The 19,386-nt window shown below is 53.1% G+C and carries 21 protein-coding genes; 20 read left to right on the plus strand and 1 reads right to left on the minus strand.

Annotated features, from left to right (window positions below; translation table 11 throughout):
- The first annotated feature begins 248 nt into the window (after nt 1-248).
- The 3 genes from JCR24_RS00950 to JCR24_RS00960 all read left to right on the plus strand — a co-directional run bounded on the left by JCR24_RS00950 (nt 249) and on the right by JCR24_RS00960 (nt 2,239).
- Entirely contained in the window at nt 249-782 is a 534-nt protein-coding gene (locus JCR24_RS00950; protein WP_081130547.1) for a matrixin family metalloprotease, read from the plus strand.
- A 33-nt stretch (nt 783-815) separates the two neighbouring features.
- Nucleotides 816-1,442: a hypothetical protein gene (locus JCR24_RS00955; protein WP_021322151.1), complete on the plus strand. Its 627-nt coding sequence runs from the start codon at nt 816-818 to the stop codon at nt 1,440-1,442.
- A 131-nt stretch (nt 1,443-1,573) separates the two neighbouring features.
- Nucleotides 1,574-2,239: a type 1 glutamine amidotransferase domain-containing protein gene (locus JCR24_RS00960; protein WP_081132331.1), complete on the plus strand. Its 666-nt coding sequence runs from the start codon at nt 1,574-1,576 to the stop codon at nt 2,237-2,239.
- A 277-nt stretch (nt 2,240-2,516) separates the two neighbouring features.
- Here the strand turns inward: JCR24_RS00960 and rnhC are convergent, their stop codons facing one another.
- The gene (gene rnhC / locus JCR24_RS00965; RefSeq protein WP_021322153.1) at nt 2,517-3,446 is read right to left on the minus strand and encodes a ribonuclease HIII; all 930 of its coding nucleotides are present in this window, start codon (nt 3,444-3,446) and stop codon (nt 2,517-2,519) included.
- Nucleotides 3,447-3,557: 111 nt separating this feature from the next.
- Here rnhC and zapA point away from each other — a divergent pair, with 111 nt between their 5' ends.
- The 17 genes from zapA (at nt 3,558) to ssuE (ending at nt 19,376) form a co-directional block, all read left to right on the plus strand.
- The gene (zapA, locus tag JCR24_RS00970) at nt 3,558-3,833 is read left to right on the plus strand and encodes a cell division protein ZapA (protein ID WP_021322154.1); all 276 of its coding nucleotides are present in this window, start codon (nt 3,558-3,560) and stop codon (nt 3,831-3,833) included.
- Nucleotides 3,826-4,365 carry a CvpA family protein gene (locus JCR24_RS00975; RefSeq protein WP_020755584.1) on the plus strand — a complete coding sequence of 180 codons (540 nt, stop codon included), beginning with the start codon at nt 3,826-3,828 and terminating at the stop codon, nt 4,363-4,365. Before zapA ends, JCR24_RS00975 begins: the two co-directional genes overlap by 8 nt.
- A gap of 41 nt (nt 4,366-4,406) precedes the next feature.
- Nucleotides 4,407-6,131, plus strand: a complete 1,725-nt coding sequence (polX, locus tag JCR24_RS00980; protein ID WP_238979926.1) for a DNA polymerase/3'-5' exonuclease PolX — start codon at nt 4,407-4,409, stop codon at nt 6,129-6,131.
- 20 nt (nt 6,132-6,151) lie between these two features.
- Entirely contained in the window at nt 6,152-8,506 is a 2,355-nt protein-coding gene (locus JCR24_RS00985) for an endonuclease MutS2 (protein WP_370643283.1), read from the plus strand.
- 14 nt (nt 8,507-8,520) lie between these two features.
- Nucleotides 8,521-8,928 carry a DUF350 domain-containing protein gene (locus JCR24_RS00990; protein WP_015375560.1) on the plus strand — a complete coding sequence of 136 codons (408 nt, stop codon included), beginning with the start codon at nt 8,521-8,523 and terminating at the stop codon, nt 8,926-8,928.
- Between the two features lie 13 nt (nt 8,929-8,941).
- Nucleotides 8,942-9,106 (plus strand): hypothetical protein, encoded by a 165-nt coding sequence (locus JCR24_RS00995; RefSeq protein ID WP_162833771.1) that lies wholly within the window; start codon nt 8,942-8,944, stop codon nt 9,104-9,106.
- 83 nt (nt 9,107-9,189) lie between these two features.
- A complete protein-coding gene (locus JCR24_RS01000; protein ID WP_025038953.1) occupies nt 9,190-10,890 on the plus strand; it encodes a long-chain-fatty-acid--CoA ligase in 1,701 nt (566 codons plus the stop codon).
- A gap of 59 nt (nt 10,891-10,949) precedes the next feature.
- Nucleotides 10,950-11,537 (plus strand): fatty acid metabolism transcriptional regulator FadR, encoded by a 588-nt coding sequence (locus JCR24_RS01005; RefSeq protein ID WP_011232163.1) that lies wholly within the window; start codon nt 10,950-10,952, stop codon nt 11,535-11,537.
- A gap of 25 nt (nt 11,538-11,562) precedes the next feature.
- Complete coding sequence (locus tag JCR24_RS01010; protein WP_015375558.1) at nt 11,563-12,336, plus strand: enoyl-CoA hydratase; 774 nt, start codon at nt 11,563-11,565, stop codon at nt 12,334-12,336.
- A gap of 65 nt (nt 12,337-12,401) precedes the next feature.
- Complete coding sequence (locus JCR24_RS01015) at nt 12,402-13,178, plus strand: electron transfer flavoprotein subunit beta/FixA family protein (RefSeq protein ID WP_013144555.1); 777 nt, start codon at nt 12,402-12,404, stop codon at nt 13,176-13,178.
- Between the two features lie 65 nt (nt 13,179-13,243).
- Nucleotides 13,244-14,221, plus strand: a complete 978-nt coding sequence (locus JCR24_RS01020) for an electron transfer flavoprotein subunit alpha/FixB family protein (protein ID WP_238979928.1) — start codon at nt 13,244-13,246, stop codon at nt 14,219-14,221.
- 151 nt (nt 14,222-14,372) lie between these two features.
- Nucleotides 14,373-14,687 carry a thioredoxin gene (trxA, locus tag JCR24_RS01025; RefSeq protein WP_014196485.1) on the plus strand — a complete coding sequence of 105 codons (315 nt, stop codon included), beginning with the start codon at nt 14,373-14,375 and terminating at the stop codon, nt 14,685-14,687.
- 247 nt (nt 14,688-14,934) lie between these two features.
- Nucleotides 14,935-15,933, plus strand: a complete 999-nt coding sequence (locus JCR24_RS01030) for a sulfonate ABC transporter substrate-binding protein (RefSeq protein WP_014196483.1) — start codon at nt 14,935-14,937, stop codon at nt 15,931-15,933.
- A 150-nt stretch (nt 15,934-16,083) separates the two neighbouring features.
- Nucleotides 16,084-16,869, plus strand: coding sequence for an aliphatic sulfonate ABC transporter permease SsuC (gene ssuC / locus JCR24_RS01035; RefSeq protein ID WP_138187795.1), 786 nt, complete (start codon nt 16,084-16,086; stop codon nt 16,867-16,869).
- Nucleotides 16,870-16,903: 34 nt separating this feature from the next.
- Entirely contained in the window at nt 16,904-17,686 is a 783-nt protein-coding gene (locus JCR24_RS01040) for an ATP-binding cassette domain-containing protein (protein ID WP_014196481.1), read from the plus strand.
- Between the two features lie 30 nt (nt 17,687-17,716).
- A complete protein-coding gene (locus tag JCR24_RS01045; RefSeq protein ID WP_223812691.1) occupies nt 17,717-18,676 on the plus strand; it encodes an aliphatic sulfonate ABC transporter substrate-binding protein in 960 nt (319 codons plus the stop codon).
- A gap of 157 nt (nt 18,677-18,833) precedes the next feature.
- Entirely contained in the window at nt 18,834-19,376 is a 543-nt protein-coding gene (ssuE, locus tag JCR24_RS01050; protein WP_014196479.1) for an NADPH-dependent FMN reductase, read from the plus strand.
- The last annotated feature ends 10 nt before the right edge of the window (nt 19,377-19,386 follow it).

A 19,386-nucleotide genomic window follows, 5' to 3' on the forward strand; every position in this document is an offset into this window, starting at 1 on the left:
GGGGCATTACCCTCTTGGGTCAGCTCCTTTTTCCTTAGTCCTTTACGCACGCATAAAAAGAAAGCAAGGCGCTCTGTTTGATTCAACAGAAACGTATATTCCACGTGCTCTGTATAGTTGTTTTCCTTGATTCTTTCCCCGTGAATGTGGATCGTATGGCGCATGGAGAAAAGAGTTTTTGTTTGAATATATTGAATGTTATTTATTTTTTTTGTTAACATAGTTACAAAATATTGAATGTTGGAGTGATGAAAATGAAGTTGAGGAAAATCGCCGTCCCATTCTCGGTAACGTTAGCTATTTTGATAGCTCCCTTAATGGTGCGCGCCTATGTTTTAGAACCTTACTATTGGAAGGATGGAGTAAGCGGCCTCACGTATAAATGGGGAAGCAATCTTCAAACGTCCGGCACGGTGATTCGGACGGCTTTTGAAAATGCCCTCTCCGATTGGAATGGAACGCCAACCCCTGTTTGGTTTTCCTACAGCAGCCGTTCTTCCAACACGCTCAACTCCTACTATGTTTCCGATTCTTCCGAATATGGTGTTTGCAACATCACGTATTCAGGCAGTGAGATACTCCATTTTACAGCTATGGTTAACGCAGGGAATATTAATATCGGAAAAAGCAACGTGGCTCGAAGTGCAGCCGGGCATGAATTAGGGCACGGAATTGGATTGGATCATTCGACAGCGATAGCGATCATGAATTCGAATCGTGATCGGACGCGCATCTATACTCCACAGCAGGATGACATTAATGGCGTAAATGCAAGATATTAATGGGTTCATCTATCCAAGGGGAGGAAAAAGAGGATGAAAAAAATGGTGCTGTTCGCCGTGACGATTGGTGTTATATTTGTGGGCGGAGCCGTCTATTTCATAAAGGATGAAGGGAATATCCATAAACAAATAGGAACTGCCAAAGTAACTCGGCATATCCATACCATCAGTCATTCTGATCGTCCAAAATATACAAATATAAAGGATTTGAGCAAGGCGTCTGACTGCATCTTTATTGGAATCGTCGAAGGAGTGGCTGGTACGCGAAATCTTGCGCGTAATCCGAACGATCCAGCACAAGAAGATCCGAATATTTATATCGAAGGAGTCGACTATGATGTAAAAGTGATTGAAGTTTTAAAAGGACACGCAAATGCTCATGTTCTTGTCACTGAGCAAAAGCAAATGCGGTTAGACAAAGATGGGCCCATGGTTCAAGATGAGCATTACATCGGTTTGGCATCCGGACAAACCTATATCTTTTTTGTCAAAAAATCGAATTTGACCGGCCGTTATTACAGTGTTGGAGATCCGTTTTTCTTTGTCCTTGAGAACAACCAAGTGGTGCTAAAGACGAAAGAAAAGGATTTGCTGGAGATTTATAAACCTGAAGAAGTAAAGGCGTTCAAAGCGAGAGTGAAAGCAGCAGTGGAGGAATGATGTTTTCGTTTCCTCCACTTATTTTTATCAAGAGCGATTCGATTTCACAAGCATATTTTTTCCGCTTTTGCCCAATGTAAAGTATGATGAATGGTAGAGAACATGCTAAAACCTAAAGGAGGAATGCGGGCATGACGAAACGAGTGCTCATGGTGGTGACAAACCATACGACGATCACCGACGACCATAAAACCGGGCTTTGGCTTGAGGAGTTTGCCGTACCGTATTTGGTATTTAAAGAAAAAGGGTATGACGTGAAAGTGGCGAGCATTCAAGGCGGCGAGGTGCCGCTTGACCCGCGCAGCATCAATGAAAAAGACCCGTCTTGGGCGGAGGCGGAAGCGGCGCTGAAGAACACAACACGTTTAAGCAAGGACGATGCACACGGGTTTGACGCCATTTTCCTTCCCGGTGGACACGGGACGATGTTCGATTTTCCCGACAACGAAACGCTGCAATACGTCTTGCAGCAGTTTGCCGAAGACGGGCGCATCATCGCCGCTGTCTGCCACGGTCCGTCAGGGCTGGTGAACGCCACATACAAAGACGGCACGCCGATTGTGAAAGGAAAAACGGTCACGTCATTTACGGATGAAGAAGAGCGTGAAGTCGGGCTTGATGTGCATATGCCGTTTTTGCTCGAGTCGACGCTGCGCCTGCGCGGTGCGAATTTCGTCCGCGGCGAGAAATGGACCGATTTCTCGGTGCGCGACGGCAACTTGATCACTGGGCAAAACCCGCAATCGAGCCGAAGCACGGCGGAGAAAGTCGTCGCCGCGCTGGAAGAGCGGGCGTGAGTAATATCGGCTGAACTTGTGACAAGACGCTGCTTTTTTGGCGCGTCTTGTTTTTTTGCACGATTTTCTGGCCGTTGTCCGGAAATGAATCCCGGTCAGTCAAGAGTTTGTTGAGAACTCTTCTCGGCTCACCACGCATGTTGTCGACCACCAGTTAGCAAACCATCTGTAAACCGAAACAGGTGAAAAGGACGGAAAACGGTGGCGTTTCGCTGCTGCGGGCCGACCTTTGCAACGGAGCCAACGCTACCGTTTCCCATGGGTGTGATGGAAACAATTACCGGCGCTTGGCGATGGCCAGCGCCTTTTTCGTATTGGCGAAATGAAGCTTGGCGCACGTCTCAAGCGCTTCAGCCCCCCGCGCGCGGATGATCCGGGCGGCGGCTTCATCGGCCATGGCGCCGGCGCCTTTTGGAAGCGGGAGGCCGATGGCGCGGGATAATCGCTCCATTTCGTCTAAAAACACATAGCGGGCGATGATCGAGGCGGAGGCGACTGATACGTGGGCACTTTCTGCCTTTGGAAGGCAGTGCACCCGCTCGCTTACGATGCGCGCTTCCCCTGCGAGGCAGCGGAAATACGAGTCACGTTCTAAAAATTGATCGATAATGATTGCTTCCGGTTCGATAGGCGCGATTTTGTCGAGCAGCTTGGTGAGCGTCCGGTTGTGAAGCAGCGCCTTCATTTTCGTCTGCGGCATGCCGCTTCGCTGCCAGCGGTTGTATTGGGGGTTATCCAGCACGGTGACCGCATGCGGCACGGTTTCCATGATGGCTGGTGCGATCCGTTTGATCGCTTCATCGTTCAATTGTTTCGAATCTTTCACGCCAAGCGCCGCGATTTTGGCGATATGCGACCGCTCAACGTAGGCAGCGGCGACGACGATCGGGCCGAAATAATCGCCGGTGCCGACTTCATCGGAACCGATGGCGGAAAGAGACCCGAGTTGATGAGCTGCCAAAGCGGACGGCTGGTGGTCAGCTGTTTCGTTTGAGGCGCTCGCCCCTGATATCCATTTCGCTGCTTCTTGCTCCGCCGCTTTCCCTTGAAACAGCACTTTGCCTGAGCGGTAGGCGGTGATCACGACATCCGGGCGCTTGACGGCAAACAACGCTCCAGCCGGAAGCCGGTCGGACAAGGCGTCTTGGTAGTGAGCGCGCAAGGCGTCAAGCAGCTGTTGGTCGGCTTGAATCACATAGTTTGACAACGTTCGATCGCTCCTTTATCTTCTCTATCGTTGCTGTGTGTCGCTTCTTTCCATTATACCAGCGTTCATGATATGATAAACAGTAGGATTTGGCGAAATGGGGGAGAAAGCTTGACAGAACAGCCAAAAACGCGGGTGAGCGTCCGCATCTATGGACAAGACTACACGATCGTCGGCGCGGAAAGCCCGGCCCACATCCGGCTCGTGGCGGCGTTCGTTGACGATAAAATGCATGAATTCAGTGAGAAAAATCCGCTGCTCGATGTGCCGAAGCTGGCCGTGTTGACGGCCGTCAACATCGCCAGTGAGTATCTCAAACTGAAAGAAGAATATCAACGGCTGGCGGAAAAGCTGAAACAGGAAAAGGACGGGAAACAGGATGATTGATGTCGTGCTGCTGTTTGTCCTGTTGCTGGGGGCGATGATCGGGCTGAAGCGCGGCTTTATTCTCCAGTTCATTCATATGGCCGGGTTTTTCATCGCCTTTTACGTCGCTTACCGGTATTATGAACGGTTGGTGCCGACATTGCGCCTTTGGATTCCGTATCCGACGTTTGGCGATCCGGAGACGATGAAGCTGCTGTTTCAGAGCACCCATTTAGACGATGCCTATTATCGGGCGATTTCCTTTGCACTTTTATTTTTTGTGGTGAAAATCGTGCTTCAAATCGTCGGCTCGATGCTCGATTTCGTCGCCCAGCTGCCGCTGTTGCGCAGCGTCAACCGCTTGGCCGGGGCGGCGCTCGGATTTGCGGAAGTGTATTTGCTTGTCTTTTTGCTTTTGTATATCGGTGCGCTCGTGCCGATTGACAGCGTCCAAGAACAGCTGCAGCGTTCGCTCATGGCGACCGTGATTGTGAAACATACGCCGGTGTTGTCGGAGATGCTTGGCAACTGGTGGATTCATGGCCGCGTTTGACGGAGCGCGGCCGCGGTTTTTCGGGAAAGGGAGGGACGGGGATGAGCGTCCATAAAAAAGAGGTCATCCGCCTGCTTGAAACGATCGCACTGTATATGGAGATCAAAGGAGAAAATCCATTTAAGGTCAACGCCTTCCGCAAAGCGGCGAACGCCTTGGAAACGGATGAGCGGAGCCTCGCGGAAATTGGCGATTTCACCGCCATTCCCGGCATCGGCAAAAGCACAGCGGCGATCATCACCGAGTTTGTCGAAACCGGTTCATCATCGGTGCTCGAGGAATTAAAGCGCGATATTCCGGAAACGCTTCTTTCCTTGCTTAAGATCCCGGGGCTTGGCGGCAAAAAAATCGCCAAGCTGCATCAGGAGCTTGGCATTGTCGATATGGACGGATTGAAAGAAGCGTGCTTGGCTGGAAAAGTGCGCGCGCTTGCCGGTTTTGGCGCGAAAACGGAAGAAAAGCTGCTTGCGGCCATTGAAAAGGCAGGCAAACGCCCCGAGCGGCTGCCGCTCGCTCGGGTGCTCGCGATCGCGGCGGACATTGAACGCCAGCTCGCTTGTCTTGATGGCGTCATCCGCTTCTCGCGGGCCGGCAGCTTGCGGCGCTTGAACGAAACGGTGAAAGATTTGGATTATGTCATCGCCACCGACCGTCCGGCTGCGGTGCGCGACGGGCTGCTCGGCTTTGAGCGCGTCCGCGGGGTGCTCGCCGCTGGGGAGACGAAAGTGTCGCTTCTTTTCCAGTATGAGGATGAAGTGGCCGTTGACTTTCGGCTGGTCAGCGAGGCGCAATTCGCGACCGCGCTTCATCATTTCACCGGATCGAAGGAGCATAACGTGCGCATGCGCCAGCTCGCCAAAGAGCGCGGCGAGAAAATCAGCGAATACGGCGTGGAAGACGAAGCGACAGGCGAAGTGAAAACGTTCCGCGATGAAGCGGCGTTTTACGCCCATTTCGGGCTGCCGCACATTCCGCCGGAGCTGCGTGAAGATGGCACGGAAATCGAGCGGTTTTCCGCTGATCGGCCGCTTGTGCGCCTTGAAGACATTCAAGGCGATTTGCATATGCATTCGGCGTGGAGCGACGGGTCGTGTTCGCTTGCGGAGCTCGCTGAGGCGTGCCGCCGCCGCGGCTACCGGTATATCGCCATCACCGACCATTCGCACTATTTGAAAGTCGCCAACGGCTTGACCCCGGATCGGTTGCGGCGCCAGCGCGAGGAAATTGAGCGGCTGAACGCGCGCTATTCGGATTTTACGATTTTGGCCGGCATTGAGATGGATATTTTGCCGGACGGGACGCTCGATTACGACGATGACGTGCTCAAGGAGCTTGATTTTGTCATCGCCGCCATTCACTCTGCGTTCAAACAGCCGCGCGAGACGATCATGAAACGGCTTGAGGCGGCGCTTCGCCACCCGTACGTCGATGTCATTGCCCACCCGACCGGGCGGCTGATCGGCCAGCGCGACGGCTATGACGTCGATATCGAGCGGCTCGTGGAGCTCGCGGCGGAGACGAACACGGTGCTTGAGTTAAACGCCAACCCAAACCGGCTCGACTTGTCGGCGGCCTACGTGAAAAAAGCCGAGGAAGCGGGGGCGTATATTGCCATTAACACGGACGCCCACCATTTGGACATGCTCGAGGATATGGCGATCGGCGTAGCGACGGCAAGAAAAGGTTGGATCCATAAGGAAACGGTCATCAACACATGGCCGCTTGAAAAGCTGCAACAGTTTTTGCGCGACAAACGAAAGAAATGAATCAGCTGGGGGTCAGATACGTGCAACGAAAAGTGCTTCACACCTTGGAGTTCGATAAAGTGAAAGAGCAGTTGGCAGAGCATGCGTCCTCGCCGCTCGGTTTGGAAAAAATCGACGCTCTCATACCGTCTTCTGACTTGGAGGAGGTGGCCGCCTGGCTTGACGAAACGGATGAAGCCGCCGCTGTTTTGCGGCTTGCTGGCTATGCGCCGCTTGACGGAGTAGTCGACATCCGTCCGCATCTCAAGCGGGCGGCGATCGGCGGCACGCTCAGCCCGCAAGAGCTGCTTGAAGTGGCGGCCACCTCGGCCGCAAGCCGGCAAATGAAGCGGCTGATTATGGATCTTTATGAAGAGCACGGGGGATTGGACCGTCTGTCCACTTATGCCGATGAGCTCGTGGAGGTGCCGGCGCTTGAACATGACATTCGCCGCTCGATCGACGACCATGGCGAAGTGTTGGATGCCGCAAGCGACCGCCTCCGCTCGCTGCGCGGGCAAATTCGGTCAGTGGAAGCGCGCATCCGCGAGAAACTCGAGAACATCATCCGCTCGCCGTCGGCGCAAAAGCGGCTGTCGGACGCCATCATTACGATCCGCAATGACCGATATGTCATCCCGGTGAAACAAGAGTATCGCGGCGCCTACGGCGGCATCGTCCACGACCAGTCAGCGTCCGGGGCGACGCTGTTTATTGAACCGCAGGCGGTCGTAGAGTTGAACAATGCGCTCCGCGAAGCGCGGGCGAAAGAAAAGCAAGAAATCGAACGCATTTTGCGCGAACTTTCGGCAAAAGTCGCTGAGCAGGCCGAGCCGCTTGCGCGGGCGGTTGAGTCGCTTGCGGCGCTTGATTTTGCGTTTGCCAAGGCGAAATACGCCCGCCGGCTGCAAGCCGCGAAGCCAGCGGTCAATAGCCGAGGCTATCTTCGCTTTGTGCAGGCACGCCATCCACTGCTGGATCAAGAAAAGGCGGTGCCGAATGACATTGAACTCGGCGGCGACTATACGACGATCGTCATCACCGGGCCGAACACCGGCGGGAAAACGGTGACGTTGAAAACGGTCGGCTTGTTGACGCTCATGGCGCAAGCGGGGCTGTTCATCCCGGCGGCTGATGGATCGGAAGCGGCGGTGTTCCGTTCCGTTTTCGCCGATATCGGCGATGAGCAGTCGATCGAACAAAGCTTGAGCACGTTCTCGTCCCATATGGTCAATATCGTTGACATTTTGCGCCATGTCGATGGTGAAAGCCTTGTGCTGTTTGACGAGCTTGGGGCTGGCACCGATCCGCAGGAAGGGGCGGCGCTCGCCATCGCCATCTTGGATGAAGTGCATGGGCGCGGAGCGCGGACGGTGGCGACGACGCATTATCCGGAGTTGAAAGCGTACGGCTACAACCGCCCCGGTGTCGTGAATGCGAGCGTCGAGTTTGACACCGAAACGCTCCGCCCGACGTATAAACTGTTGATCGGCATCCCCGGCCGCAGCAACGCCTTTGACATCTCGCGCCGCCTTGGGCTTGATGAACGCATCATTGAGCGGGCGAAAGCGCAAGTGAGCGCGGAAAGCCATAACGTCGAAAACATGATCGCGTCGCTTGAACGGAGCAAAAAGCAAGCGGAGGAAGAGGAAGCGCGGGCGCGGGCGGCGCTGGAGGAGGCTGAGCGTCTGCGCGCCGAATGGGAACAAAAATGGGAAGAGCTCGAAGAAGAAAAAGCGGAGCGGCTGGCGGAAGCAACGCAAAAAGCAGCCGACATCATCCGCGCCGCGGAACGCGAAGCCGAGCGGATCATTCAAGAGCTGCGCCGCTTGCAAAAAGAAAAGCAGGCGGAAGTGAAAGAGCATGAGCTCGTCGAGGCGAAACAGCGGCTCGCTGCTGCGCTGCCGAAAGTGGAGAAGCGAAAAAAAGCGAAAAAGGCTGCCGCACGTCATGTGTTCCAGCCGGGTGATGAAGTGAAGGTGACGAGCCTCAACCAAAAAGGCTACTTGATCGAAAAAGTGTCGGACGACGAATGGCAAGTGCAGCTTGGCATTTTAAAAATGAAAATCCGTGAACGCGATTTGGAGTATATCGGCAGTGCGCCGGCGAAAGAAGTGACGCCGATTGCGACGGTGAAAGGCAAGGACGCCCATGTGAGCCTCGAGCTTGACTTGCGCGGCGAACGGTACGAAGACGCTCTCCTTCGGCTTGAGAAGTACTTGGATGATGCTGTGCTCGCTGGCTATGCGCGTGTTTCGATCATTCACGGCAAAGGGACGGGCGCGCTCCGCCAAGGAGTACAGCAGTTTTTGAAGCAGCATCGGGCGGTGAAAAGCTTCCGATTTGGTGAGGCGAATGAAGGCGGCACTGGGGTGACGATCGTGGAACTGAAATGATGGGGGCGATGGCAATGGCGTCGTTTTGGGAGCACGACATGGTGAAAACGGCGGCCAATTTCAGCGTCGCCGTGCTGTGCATCGTCGTCTTTTTAGCCGTATTTGAATTGGTGACGAAATACAAAAACTGGGAAGAGATTCGCAAAGGAAATGTGGCGGTGGCGATGGCAACCGGCGGAAAGATTTTTGGCATCGCCAACATTTTCCGCTATGCGCTCGCCCGCCATGAATCGCTGCCGTCGATGATCGGCTGGGGGCTGTACGGGTTTTTGCTTCTGCTGGCCGCGTACTTTATTTACGAATTTTTGACGCCGAAATTCAATATTGATGACGAAATTGCCAATGACAACCGGGCCGTCGGCTTGATTTCCATGGTGATTTCCGTCGGTTTGTCGTTTGTCATCGGCGAAGGGATTCAGTAAAGGGGAACAACGAATGAACGCAGTAGTCAAATGGTTGTTGATCGCAGTCGGACTGCTTTTGATCGCCGGCATCGTCTATATGGCGGTGCGCAACCGATCGGTTGATGTGTTGGCGAAAATCTTGTTTGTCATTTGCGCGTGCTTTTTCTTCATTGGTTTGGTGTACTGGTTTTGGTAACGCTCGGTTCAAGCCTGGCGTTCTTTTTTTTTGATGAAAAATTAGAAAAAGTAAAATAAAATAGAAGCAAGGGGGGATTGCATATGGAAAAACCGTGGCTCGCTCATTATCCGCCGTCCATTCCTGCTACGCTCGACTATCCAAAGAAAACGCTTTCCGACTATTTGCGGGAGACGGCGGAACAATTCGGAGACCATGAGGCGATCGACTTTTTGGGCAAAACGATGACGTTTCGCGAGCTGTACGAGCAGGCTTTGACGTTCGCGCATTATTTGCGGACGATCGGATTGAAAAAAGGGGATCGGGTGGCGGTGATGCTGCCGAACTGCCCGCAGGCCGTCATCAGCTACTATGGGACGCTCCTAGCCGGCGGCATCGTCGTGCAGACGAATCCGCTTTACACCGAGTATGAGCTTGAATACCAGCTGAACGACAGCGGCGCCTCGGTGCTCGTGACGATGGATCTTCTGTATCCAAAGGCGGAAAAGGTGAAAGGGAGGACGCCAGTCAAACATTGGATTGTCACGAGAATGCAAGATTATTTGCCCACGGTGAAGAAATGGCTGTATCCGCTTGTGCAGCGGAAGCAAAACATGCCGATTGTCCGCATCGTGGAAAGCGAAACTGTTCATCTGTTCCGCACGATCATGAGCTGCAAAGAGACGGCGCCGATCGGGGAGGACATTGATCCGGTGGAAGATGTGGCGCTGCTGCAATATACAGGCGGCACGACGGGGCATCCGAAAGCGGCCATGTTGACGCATCGCAATTTGATCGCCAATACGCTCATGTGCGCTCATTGGGTGTATAAATGCGAAAAAGGAAAAGAAACGGTGCTCGGTGTGCTTCCGTTTTTCCACGTGTACGGCATGACGACGGTGATGAATTTGTCCGTGATGATGGCGAGCAAAATGGTGCTGCTCCCGCGCTTTGATGTCAAGCAAACATTAAAAGCAATCGAGCGCACCCGGCCGACGATGTTCCCAGGCGCGCCGACGATGTATATCGCTTTGTTGAATGAGCCCGACTTGGCCAAATATGATTTATCCTCGATCAACGTCTGCATCAGCGGCTCCGCTCCGTTGCCGGTTGAGGTGCAGGAGCAGTTTGAACGGGTGACGGGCGGAAAATTGATTGAAGGCTATGGGTTGACCGAGGCGTCCCCTGTCACCCACAGCAACTTCCTTTGGGATGGGGAGCGGGTGAAAGGAAGCATCGGCGTTCCGTGGCCGGATACGGACGCGAAAATCATTTCCTTGGAAACGGGTGAGGAAGCAAAGCCGGGCGAGCGTGGAGAACTCGTCGTGCGCGGGCCGCAAGTGATGAAAGGCTATTGGAACCGTCCGGAGGAGACCGAGCAAGTGCTGCGCGACGGTTGGCTGTATACAGGTGACATCGGCTATATGGATGAGCGGGGGTATTTTTATATCGTCGACCGCAAGAAAGATGTCATTATCGCCGGCGGTTACAACATTTACCCGCGCGAAGTCGAAGAAGCGCTGTACGAGCACCCGAAAGTGCAGGAAGCGGCCGTGATCGGCGTTCCGGATCCGTACCGCGGCGAGACGGTGAAAGCGTTCGTCGTGTTAAAGCCGGGGGAGATGTGCAGCGAACAGGAGCTTGACGCGTTTATGCGCCAGCGCCTGGCTGCTTACAAAGTGCCGCGCATCTACGAGTTCCGCAGCGAATTGCCGAAGACGGCGGTCGGCAAAATTTTGCGCCGCGTGTTGGTGGAAGAGGAGAAAAAGAAACTTGACAAATCGGCAGAATTGCCCGTAAAATGAAAATATGAATGATGGTTCATTCATTTGGCGGATGGAAAGTGAGAAAAGGAGAATCCATATTGCGGAGGGAAAAGCCGAAATTTAAGCAAATCATTGACGCTGCCGTCGTCGTCATCGCCGAGCACGGCTACCATCAAGCACAGGTGTCGAAAATCGCCAAGCAGGCCGGTGTCGCCGACGGCACGATCTACCTTTATTTTAAAAACAAAGAGGATATTTTAATTTCGCTTTTTCAGGAAAAGATGGGGGCGTTCATCGAGAAAATTGAACAAGAGACAGAAGGAATTTCAAGCCCCCTAGAGAAATTGTATGTATTGGTGAAAACTCATTTTTCCGCCCTCGCCGCTGATCCGCATATGGCGGTCGTGACGCAGCTTGAGCTGCGCCAGTCGAACAAAGAGCTGCGCCATCGCATCAATGAGGTGCTGAAAGGATATTTGCGGCTCATCGACCGCATCATCATGGAGGGGATGGAAAAAGGGGAGTTTCGCCAAGATTTAGACGTCCGGCTCACTCGGCAAATGATCTTTGGCACCCTTGATGAAACGGTGACGACGTGGGTGATGAACGAGCAAAAGTATGACTTGGCCGCCCTCGCCGATCCGGTGTACGAACTGCTCGTCAAAGGGTGCGCCGCCGGGCGTTAGGAAAGGCAGAAAGGGGAGAGGCTTCATGGAGCATTTTCGCATAGCGAAAGAGGAGTTCGTCGCCGTCGTGACGTTTTCGCGGCCGCCGGCGAACGCCCTTTCATCAGCGGTTTTGAAAGAGCTTTCAACCGTGTTGGACGAGCTCGAGACCGATCCGGAAGTACGCGTCGTGCTGCTTCATGGCGAAGGAAGATTTTTCTCAGCCGGCGCCGATATTAAAGAATTCACGTCCATCGCTTCCGCTGAGGAGGCATCCGGCTTGTCGCGCAACGGCCAACTCGTGATGGAGCGGATCGAACGCTTTTCCAAACCAGTCATTGCGGCGATTCACGGCGCCGCATTAGGCGGTGGGTTGGAGCTGGCTATGAGCTGCCACATTCGCGTGGTGGCGGAAAACGCCAAACTCGGCCTTCCGGAGCTGCAGCTTGGCATCATCCCTGGATTTGCTGGCACGCAGCGGCTTGTGCGCTACGTCGGCTTTGGCAAAGCGGCGGAAATGATGTGGACGAGCGAGCCGATCACCGGACTCGAAGCGGTTGAATGGGGGCTTGCCAACAAGGCGGTGCCGGAAGAGCGGCTTCTTGATGAAGCAAAAGCGTTGGCGAAAAAGATCGCCGCCAAAAGTCCGCTTTCCGTCCGTGCGACGATTGAACTGCTCAACGCCGCGAAGGAAAAATCGTTTGCCGAGGCAGTGCGCGAGGAAGCGGAATGGTTTGGCCGCGTGTTTGGATCCGAGGATGCAAAAGAAGGCGTGCAGGCGTTTTTGGAAAAACGGCCGCCTGTCTTTAAAGGGAAATGATCCCTGTAAATATCTGAATGTTGGAACATGAAACAATGTTCGACCAAACCGAGGAGGGGAACGACATGAACATTTTTGTGTTGATGAAACGCACCTTTGACACGGAAGAAAAAATCTCCATCGTCAATGGCAAGATCAACGAGGAAGGCGCTGAATTCATCATCAACCCGTACGACGAATACGCCATTGAAGAAGCCATTCAAGTCCGCGACAAACACGGCGGTGAAGTGACGGTCGTCACCGTCGGCAGCGAGGAAGCGGAAAAAGAGCTGCGCACGGCGCTCGCCATGGGCTGCGATAAAGCGGTGCTCATCAACATTGACGATGATGTCGAAGAACAAGACCAATATACGACGGCGAAAGTGCTCGCTGAATACTTAAAAGACAAAAACCCGGACTTGATTTTAGCCGGCAACGTCGCTATTGACGGCGGTTCCGGGCAAGTCGGCCCGCGCGTTGCGGAATTGCTCGGCATTCCGTATGTGACGACGATCACGAAGCTCGACATTGCCGACGGCGGCAAAGTGACCGTTGTGCGCGACGTCGAGGGGGATGAGGAAATCATCGAAACGTCGCTGCCGCTCCTTGTCACCGCTCAACAAGGGCTGAATGAACCGCGCTATCCGTCGTTGCCGGGCATTATGAAGGCGAAGAAAAAGCCGCTTGACGAGTTGGAGCTTGACGACCTGGATCTTGATGAAGAGGATGTCGAAGCAAAAACGAAAACGATCGAAGTGTTCTTGCCGCCGAAGCGCGAAGCGGGCAAAATTTTGCAAGGCGAGATCGCTGATCAAGTGAAGGAACTCGTTCAGCTGCTCCGCTCCGAAGCGAAAGTGGTATAAGCGGAAACCGCTGTCGGCGTTCGGATGAAGCACAACGGGGAATCAAAGGATAGGGGGACTGAAACATGGCACGTAAAGTATTGACCTTAGCAGAAGTGCGGGATGGATCGCTGCGGAACGTTTCGTTTGAAGCCATTGCAGCGGCCAAAACGATCGCCGAAGGCGGGGAAGTCGTCTCGGTGCTCGTCGGCGACCAAGTGCAGGCGCATGCGAACGAACTCATTTACCGCGGTGCCGACCGCGTCGTCGTCATCGAACATCCGAATTTGAAATTTTATACATCAGATGGCTATTCGCAAGCGTTAAAAGCCGTGATTGACAAAGAGCAGCCGGAAGGCATCGTCTTCGGTCATACGGCGCTCGGCAAAGACTTGTCGCCGAAGCTCGCCATCAAATTGGATGCCGGCCTTGTGTCCGACGTCGTGGCGGTCGAAGAGGCAGGCGGCAACATCGTCTTTACCCGTCCGATCTACTCCGGCAAGGCGTTTGAAAAGAAAATTGTCACCGATGGCATCATCTTCGCGACCGTGCGTCCGAACAACATCGCGCCGCTTGAGCGCGACGAGTCGCGCACAGGCAGCGTGGAAGCGCTCGCCGTCGAGATTAAAGACTTGCGCGCGATTGTCAAAGAAGTCGTCCGCAAAACGGCGGAAGGCGTCGACTTGACCGAGGCGAAAGTGATCGTCGCCGGCGGCCGCGGCGTCAAAAGCGCCGAAGGCTTCAAGCCGCTCAAAGAGCTCGCCGAAGTGTTGGGCGGCGCGGTCGGCGCTTCGCGCGGGGCGTGCGATGCCGGCTATTGCGACTACTCGCTGCAAATCGGACAAACGGGAAAAGTCGTCACGCCGGACCTTTACATCGCCTGCGGCATCTCAGGCGCCATCCAGCATTTAGCGGGGATGTCCAACTCGAAAGTCATCGTCGCCATTAACAAAGACCCGGAAGCCAACATCTTTAAAGTCGCGGACTACGGCATTGTCGGCGATTTGTTCGAAGTCGTTCCGCTCCTCACCGAAGAGTTCAAAAAACTGAAAGTGCATTCGTAATGAACAACACGGGCGGCTGCAGCCGTCCGTTTTTTGACGGATAAATTCCGCGGCAAAAGCGAATAGTAGAAACGAAGCAAAACATTCGCGCCGACTTGCATTCCATGGTATACTTTGCTTGCAGCATTCAAGAAGATGGGAGGGAATCCATATGGCGATTGTCAACGCCACTGACCAAACGTTCGCCGCAGAAACGAAAGACGGCCTCACGCTCGTTGACTTTTGGGCGCCATGGTGCGGACCGTGCCGCATGATCGCTCCGGTGCTGGAAGAGCTTGACCGCGAAATGGGCGACAAAGTGAAAATCGTCAAAGTGAATGTCGATGAAAACCAAGAAACAGCGTCGAAGTTCGGCGTCATGAGCATCCCGACGCTGCTCGTGTTCAAAAACGGCGAACTTGTCGATAAAGCGATCGGCTATCAGCCGAAAGAGGCGCTTGCTCAGCTTGTCGGCAAACATGTGTAGTGATGGCATAGGAAAAATCCAGAGGCCTCTTCCTCTGGATTTTTATTTTTTGTTGAAAAATGGTTGACAGATGGCAGATAATTCTTTATATTTATAACCAACAATTCCTAGTGGTTAAGTTTGTTTTACACCTATTATTCATACTTTTCCTGTCTATTTAGTCATAATTAAGAAGGAGATCAAGAATGACGATCACGTACGTGTGTGAAAGCATTGCAAGAAATGAGCAAAGGAGGAAAAAGCGATCATGAAAAACAAAGTATTCTGGAAAACATTGGGCGGAATGTTAGCAGTCACTTTATGGCTGGCGATGGCATCTGGATGCGGAATACATAACGAGCCTGCGAACGCCAAATCATCGTCATCCTCTCCGCCATCTAGCAAAGTCATCCGCATCGGCTATCAAAAATACGGGACACTCAACATGTTAAAAGCGCGTGGTGACTTGGAAAAACGGCTGAAAAAATTAGGCTACACCGTACAATGGGCGTTATTTCCGGGAGGTCCTCAACTGTTGGAAGCGATGAATGCCGGAAGCCTCGATTTTGGCCATACCGGTGAAGCGCCGCCGGTATTTGCTCAAGCGGCTGGTACACCGCTCTTGTATGTAGCGACGTCACCTCCCAATCCTGTGTCCGAGGCCATTTTAGTCAAAAAGGACTCGTCCATTCAGACAGTGGCGGATTTGAAAGGGAAAAAGGTGGCGTTAAACAAAGGATCGAATGTCCATTATTTGCTTGTGCAGGTGCTCAAAAAAGCGGGATTGACACTTTCTGACATTCAGCCGGTCTATTTGCCACCAGCCGATGCTCGCGCTGCATTTGAGCAGGGGAGCGTTGATGCGTGGGCCATTTGGGACCCGTTTTACGCCGCCGCTGAAAAGGGAGGAAAGGCTCGAGTGCTCGCTGACGGCCAAGGATTGGTAGCGAACCGTGAGTTTTTCTTCGCTTCGCGTTCGTTTGCGCAAAATCATGCCGATGTCGTGCATGTCATCTTAGAGGAGCTGAAGAAAGTCGACCAGTGGGCAAACCGCGATCCGAAAGGAGTGGCAAAGTTTTTGGCGCCGGAACTCGGCATTGATGAAGCGGCGCTTGAAGTCGCATCCAAACGCCGGACATATGGCTTGGAACCGATCACAAACGAGGTCATCACCCAGCAGCAAACGATTGCAGATCAATTTCGCCAGCTAGGGTTGTTGCCAAAGAAAATCGATGTAAACGAAGCGGTTTGGCGTGAAGCCAAATGAAGCGGAGACGGAATGGGAAGGGAAAACGGGGGGTGATTCGTGACAAAAAGTCATCGGCTGGCTTCGTTCGCAGCGTCATCCGTCAACAAGGACGCAGGACGGCGGCAGCTTGGATGAGAAACCACACTAGGAATGCGGAGGGGGAACGCGATGAAATCGTCGAGATGGACAGAATGGACTTGGGGGAAGGCGGTGCCATGGGTGTTGCCTGTTGCTCTGCTTGTGGCATGGCAAGCGGCTGTAGAAGCTGGTTGGTTGTCTTCGCGGGTGCTGCCGGCACCGACCGATGTGATCGCTGCTGCTTGGAATCTCGCATCAAAAGGAGAGCTATGGCAGCATTTGTCCATTAGTTTCTGGCGAGCTCTGACTGGATTTGCGATCGGGGGATCAATCGGATTTCTGCTCGGCTTGCTCAACGGGGTGTTTCGTCCGGCGGAACGTTGGTTGGATACATCGATTCAGATGATTCGAAATATTCCGCATTTATCGATGATTCCACTCGTCATTTTATGGTTTGGCATCGGGGAGGAGGCGAAAGTATTTCTTGTTGCGCTAGGTGTGCTGTTTCCGATGTATGTCAACACATTGCATGGCATCCGCAATGTCGATGCTGGTTTGCTTGAAATGGGGCGCGTCTATGGACTTGGACCATGGCAGCTTTTTTGGCGCATTTGGCTGCCGGGCGCGTTATCGTCGATTTTGGTCGGGCTGCGCTATGCGCTGGGCATTATGTGGTTGACGCTCATCGTCGCGGAAACGATCGCTGCTGACCGCGGCATCGGGTATTTGGCCATGAATGCACGTGAATTTATGCAAACAGATGTCGTTGTGTTCAGTATTTTGCTTTACGCGCTGTTTGGCAAGCTCGCAGACAGCATTGCCCGTTTTTTGGAAAAACGTTGGCTTCGCTGGAATGTCAACTATCAAAATCGGTAACTGACATAAACGGAGTGGGAAAGGAGAGCGAGAGATGGAAACAGGACGAGGAGCAGAGCTCGTATTTGCGCAAGTGGCCAAACAGTTTGGCGATCAACAAGTGTTGCGCCGCATTGATTTAACGGTCAAACCGGGGGAGTTTATCGCCATTATTGGTCGCAGCGGCTGCGGAAAAAGCACACTATTGCGCTTGGCTGCTGGATTGGAGACGCCGACTTCCGGCATGATTCAGCTGGATGGACAGTTGCTTCATGGGTTGAATACAGCAGCTCGCGTCATGTTTCAAGACGCTCGTCTGTTGCCATGGCGGCGCGTCATCGACAATGTCGGCCTCGGCTTGAAAGGTGACTGGAAAGAACAAGCAATCACAGTGCTCGAACAAGTCGGTTTGGCAGACCGCGCGAATGATTGGCCATCGGTGTTATCCGGCGGCCAGCGTCAACGGGTGGCGCTCGCCCGCGCATTGATCAGCCGTCCACAGTTGTTATTGCTTGATGAACCGCTCGGTGCGCTTGACGCGTTAACGAGAATTGAAATGCAGCGGCTGATCGAACGATTATGGAGGGAACAACGCTTTACGGCTTTGTTGGTCACGCATGATGTTGATGAAGCAGTGATGTTGGCGGACCGCGTCGTGCTCATTGAGGACGGGGAATGCGCGCTTGATTTGCCTGTGCGCTTGCCGCGGCCGCGTCAGCGCGGCGATGCGGCGTTTGCTGATTTGGTCGATACGATTTTGCGCCGCATTTTAAGCGCAGAATCTGATGAGAAAGTCATCGCCGCGTCTTCGATGAGTGAAAAAAGGAGGGCGCTATAGACAGTGAAAAGAAGGCTCCTTTTGTTTTCGGTGTTGAGTGCATTCCTGTTGTTGGCAGCTTGCGGCCAAGAACGTTCTGCTTCCTTGTCTTCTCCTAAACAGTCGGCATCGACGGATTCTTGGCCGAAAGAATTGCACGTTGGCTTTCAAAAATCATCATTTTCTCTCTTTTTGAAAGAGAAGGGGTACTTGGAAAAACAATTGCAAAAGCATGGCGTTCAAGTAAAATGGTTTGAATTCCAATCCGGTCCCCCCCTTCTTGAAGCGTTGAATGCAGGACAGATTGACATCGGCTATGTCGGAGGAGCGCCCGCTGTGTTGGCGCAGGCCAATCCGGATTCACAGTTGGTGTATCTTGCCTATGAACCGGAAGTCGCGCGGGCGATCATCGTGCCGAAAACATCGTCGATTCATACGGTGGCGGATTTGAAGGGCAAAAAAGTGGCTTTCGGCAAAGGGTCAAGCGCCCATTATACGTTATTGACGGCGTTGGAGACAGCTGGATTGACACTCAACGACATTACCCCCGTGTATTTGCAACCGTCTGAAGCGCGAACTGCGTTTGAGCGAGGTGATGTTGACGCTTGGGTCATTTGGGATCCGTTCTTGGCTGATGCCGAAGTGAACGGCGGGGCGCGCATTTTGATTGATGCGAAAGGACTTCCAAAACAATATGGATTTATCGTGGGGCGGAATGAGTATGTGAAACAGTATGCCAATGTAGCTCAGACTGTCATTGCACAGCTGAACAAAGTCCATCAAGAAATTCACTCTTCTCCAGATGAAGCCGCCAAACTATTGGCCAAAGAAACGAAAATTGGCGAAGAAATTTGGAAACGGACGTTGAGCCGAAGAGGATATGGTGTGTTTCCGCTGACGAAGGAGGTGATCGACGCCCAGCAGCGCATTGCAGATCGTTTTTATGAAGCCGGGTTGATCTCAAAACGGGTCAAAGCGAAAGATGCTGTGGTCGTCATAAAGGAACAATAAAGTAATCCAGTAACATTAACAGTTCATGAATACAAGCCGTTCTACTGAACATGACGGGGCGTTGTAAAAGCCGGATCCCCTTGAACAACGCCCGCCAAAGGGGCAAAAGGGATGTCAAGGACGACGGGGGCAAAAAAAGAATGTGGGAGGGAAACAAATGACAACGGTGGCCATTATTTCTGGAAGCCCGTCGCACACCTCGAAAACGAATCGGGTGGCTGAATGGGTGAGCGAGCAATTGCAACAGCTCGGCCACACGGTGCATTTCATCCGATTGCGCGATTTGCCGGCTGAAGATCTGCTTTATGCTCATTCATCGAGTGAGCCGATCGCCGAAACACATGATTGGATCCGCCAGTCGAGAGCGGTCATTGCGTTAAGTCCAGTGTATAAAGGGAGTTACACCGGCATTTTAAAAGCGTATTTGGATTTGCTTCCGGAAAAGGCGTTTGCAGGGAAGCTGGTTGTGCCGATTGTCACGGGGGGAACCATTGCTCATCTGTTGGCTCTCGAATACGCGCTCAAACCGATTTTCTCCATTTTGGGCGCGCGGGAAATCTTGCATGGCGTCTTTATTTTGGATTGGACGTTGGGGCATGATGACGAAGGTCGCCTTGTGCTTTCTGACGATTTGTTGTCGCGGATGGAAGAGGTCTTTCAATCCATTTCCTGTGCAACCGAAAAAACCGTGATTGGATAAGGAGGAAAAA

Origin of the sequence: Geobacillus sp. YHL, assembly GCF_022341265.1 — a bacterium.
GTDB lineage: Bacteria > Bacillota > Bacilli > Bacillales > Anoxybacillaceae > Geobacillus > Geobacillus thermoleovorans.